The following is a 3,580-nucleotide window of genomic DNA, read 5'->3' on the forward strand; positions in this document are numbered from 1 at the left end:
GACGGTCGAGGCGACGCGGGGTCCGGCCTGTGGACCGGAACCAGGCAGCGCGCCCGTACGTGGCAAGATCGGGGCAGGCCCAGAAGGACCGCACAGAGCGCCGAGGCGCGAGATCGAGGAGCACCGTTGAGCAGGTTGCGCTGGCTGACGGCGGGGGAGTCGCACGGCCCCGCACTGGTGGCGACGCTGGAGGGGCTGCCCGCCGGCGTCCCGGTCACCACCGACATGGTGGCGGACGCCCTGACGCGGCGGCGGCTCGGCTACGGGCGCGGCGCACGGATGAAGTTCGAGCGGGACGAGGTCACCTTCCTCGGCGGCGTCCGTCACGGACTCACTCTCGGCTCGCCCGTCGCGATCATGGTCGGCAACACGGAATGGCCGAAGTGGGAGCAGGTGATGGCCGCCGACCCCGTCGACCCGGAGGTGCTGGCCGGGCTGGCTCGCAACGCACCGCTGACCCGGCCCCGTCCCGGTCATGCCGACCTGGCGGGGATGCAGAAGTACGGCTTCGACGAGGCCCGTCCGGTGCTGGAGCGCGCCTCGGCCCGTGAGACGGCCGCGAGGGTGGCGCTGGGCACGGTGGCCTGTTCGTACTTGAAGGAGACGGCCGGGATCGAGATCGTCTCGCACGTCGTCGAACTCGGCGGCGCCAAGGCGCCTTACGGGCTCGTGCCGCAGCCCGGGGACGTGGAGCGGCTGGACGCCGACCCGGTGCGCTGCCTGGACGCCGACGCGAGCAAGGCGATGGTCGCCGAGATCGACCAGGCACACCAGGACGGCGACACCCTGGGCGGCGTGGTCGAGGTGGCTGCGCACGGGGTGCCGGTGGGGCTGGGCTCGCACGTCCACTGGGACCGCCGGCTTGACTCCCGGCTGGCAGGCGCGCTGATGGGCATCCAGGCGATCAAGGGCGTCGAGCTGGGTGACGGCTTCGGCCTCGCGCGTGTGCCGGGCTCGAAGGCGCACGACGAGATCGTCCCCGGAGAGGGCCGGCTGCGGCGCAGCTCCGGCCGGTCCGGAGGGACCGAAGGCGGCCTGTCCACGGGCGAGTTGCTGCGCGTACGGGCGGCGATGAAGCCCATCGCGACGGTCCCGCGTGCTCTCGCCACCGTCGACGTGCAGACCGGCGAGGAGACCCGCGCACACCACCAGCGCTCGGACGTCTGCGCCGTGCCCGCCGCCGGGATCGTTGCCGAGGCGATGGTGGCGCTCGTGCTGGCGGACGCGGTGGCGGAGAAGTTCGGCGGCGACAGCGTCGCCGAGACCCGCCGCAACGTGGAAGGCTTCCTCGACAGCCTGGAGATCAAGTGAACGCGCCCGCAGTCGTCCTCATCGGCCCGATGGGCGTGGGCAAGTCGACCGTCGGCGAGCTGCTGGCGCACCGTCTGGGCACCGTCTTCCGGGACACCGACCACGACATCGTCGAGATCGCCGGCAAGCCGATCTCCGAGATCTTCCTCGACGACGGAGAGCAGCAGTTCCGGGCACTCGAGCGGCAGGCGGTGCGTGCCGCGCTCGCGGAGCACCGGGGTGTACTGGCGCTCGGCGGCGGCGCCGTCCTGGCCGCCGAGACCAGAGAGCTGCTTGCCGGGGCTCCCGTCGTCTACCTGGACATGGACGTCGCGGAAGCGGTCAAGCGGGTCGGCCTTGACGCCCCCCGGCCGCTGCTGATGATGAACCCGCGCAAGCAGTGGCGTGAGCTGATGGACGAGCGCCGGCCCCTCTACACGGAGGTCGCCCGCGCCGTCGTCAGCACCGAGAAACGCACCCCCGACGAGGTCGCCGACGAGATCCTCGACGTCCTGGAGCTGAAGCAGAAATGACCGGTCAGACCCCACAGCCCACCCGCATCACCGTGGGCGGAAGCGCGGGAACCGCGCCCTACGACGTGCTCATCGGCCACCAGCTCCTCGGTGAGCTGCCCGGCCTCATCGGCGCCGGCGCCAAGCGCGTCGCCGTACTGCACCCCGAGGCACTGGCGGAGACCGGCGAGGTCCTCCGCGAGGACCTCGCCTCACAGGGGTACGAGGCCATCGCCGTGCAGTTGCCCAACGCCGAGGAGGCCAAGACCGCCGAGGTCGCCGCGTACTGCTGGAAGGCCCTGGGCCAGACCGGGTTCACGCGCAGCGACGTCATCGTCGGAGTCGGAGGCGGCGCCACGACGGACGTCGCGGGCTTCGTCGCAGCCACCTGGCTGCGCGGCGTGCGCTGGGTCGCCGTGCCGACGACCATCCTCGGAATGGTGGACGCCGCCGTCGGCGGCAAGACCGGCATCAACACCGCCGAGGGCAAGAACCTCGTGGGCGCCTTCCACCCGCCCGCCGGCGTGCTCTGCGACCTGGCGGCCCTGGAGTCCCTGGGCGTGCACGACTACGTCGGCGGCCTCGCCGAGGTCATCAAGGCCGGTTTCATCGCGGACCCCGTGATCCTGGACCTGATCGAGGCCGACCCCGAGGCGGCCCGCACCCCCGCGGGAGCGCACACCGCCGAGCTGATCGAGCGGTCGATCAAGGTCAAGGCGGAGGTCGTCGCGTCCGACCTCAAGGAGTCCGGGCTCCGCGAGATCCTCAACTACGGGCACACGCTGGCGCACGCCATCGAGAAGAACGAGCGCTACGAGTGGCGGCACGGCGCCGCCGTCTCCGTGGGAATGGTCTTCGCGGCCGAACTGGGCCGTATCGCGGGCCGGTTGGACGACGCGACCGCCGAACGGCACCGCGCAGTCCTGGAGTCGGTGGGTCTGCCCGTGACGTACCGCGGCGACCAGTGGCCCAAGCTGCTGGAGACCATGAAGGTCGACAAGAAGTCCCGAGGCGACATGCTGCGCTTCATCGTCCTGGACGGGCTGGCCAAACCCTCCGTACTGGAAGCCCCCGATCCGGCCATGCTGCTCGCCGCGCACGCGGAGATCGCCGCATGAGCCGCCGCGTACTGGTGCTGAACGGCCCCAACCTGGGGCGTCTGGGCTCCCGCGAGCCGGACGTCTACGGCGCGACCTCCTACGCGGGGCTCGTCGAGCAGTGCACCGCCGTGGGCGAGGAGTGCGGCTTCGCGGTGGAGGTGCGCGAGACCAACGACGAGGGAGAGATGATCCGCTGGCTGCACGAGGCGGCCGACGGCTCGCTTCCGGTCGTCATCAACCCCGGTGCCTTCACGCACTATTCGTACGGGATGCGGGACGCCGCCTCGCAGCGCACCGCGCCGCTGATCGAGGTGCACATCTCCAACCCGCACGCCCGCGAGGAGTTCCGGCACACATCGGTCATCTCCGCCGTCGCCAGCGGCACCATCGCCGGTTTCGGCATCGGCAGTTACCTCCTCGCGCTGCGTGCGCTCGCGGAGGAACTCCGAAGCTGAATCCGGTTATCGGGCACTCGTTGCCGCTCTCGGCCGTTCAACAGGCAAGGCCGGAGCGGTACTGTCCGGTACTGTCACACAATCATGGCGCTGCGGGGGCGGCGTCGGCAGCGCGAGACGGAGTTGGGGAGCGGATGCAGCAGTACGGGGCGCCACAGCCCGTCCCTCCGCCGGACCCCTCCCCGGGCTTCCAGCAAGGTCAGCGCCCCCCGCACTCCGGACA

At 71.4% G+C, this 3,580-nt stretch carries 4 protein-coding genes; all 4 read left to right on the forward strand.

Annotated features, from left to right (window positions below):
* Positions 1–126: 126 nt before the first annotated feature.
* Genes aroC through aroQ form a run of 4 tightly spaced genes read left to right on the forward strand, consistent with a single transcriptional unit; the run spans position 127 to position 3,357 of the window.
* Positions 127–1,311, forward strand: coding sequence for a chorismate synthase (gene aroC / locus H5J26_RS29390; protein ID WP_181769003.1), 1,185 nt, complete (start codon positions 127–129; stop codon positions 1,309–1,311).
* Positions 1,308–1,823 (forward strand): shikimate kinase, encoded by a 516-nt coding sequence (locus tag H5J26_RS29395; RefSeq protein WP_181769004.1) that lies wholly within the window; start codon positions 1,308–1,310, stop codon positions 1,821–1,823. Before aroC ends, H5J26_RS29395 begins: the two co-directional genes overlap by 4 nt.
* Positions 1,820–2,920, forward strand: coding sequence for a 3-dehydroquinate synthase (gene aroB / locus H5J26_RS29400; RefSeq protein ID WP_181769005.1), 1,101 nt, complete (start codon positions 1,820–1,822; stop codon positions 2,918–2,920). The genes H5J26_RS29395 and aroB overlap by 4 nt, the downstream gene beginning before the upstream one ends.
* A complete protein-coding gene (gene aroQ / locus H5J26_RS29405; protein ID WP_181769006.1) occupies positions 2,917–3,357 on the forward strand; it encodes a type II 3-dehydroquinate dehydratase in 441 nt (146 codons plus the stop codon). Before aroB ends, aroQ begins: the two co-directional genes overlap by 4 nt.
* The last annotated feature ends 223 nt before the right edge of the window (positions 3,358–3,580 follow it).

Origin of the sequence: Streptomyces albidus (ex Kaewkla and Franco 2022) (genome assembly GCF_013870515.1) — a bacterium.
GTDB classification, from domain to species: Bacteria; Actinomycetota; Actinomycetes; order Streptomycetales; family Streptomycetaceae; genus Streptomyces; species Streptomyces albidus.

Bases quoted from the DNA above. Each gene is read 5' to 3' on its own strand.
- aroB (WP_181769005.1), top strand. From the start codon at position 1,820: ATGACCGGTCAGACCCCACAGCCCACCCGCATCACCGTGGGCGGAAGC.
- aroQ (WP_181769006.1), top strand. From the start codon at position 2,917: ATGAGCCGCCGCGTACTGGTGCTGAACGGCCCCAACCTGGGGCGTCTG.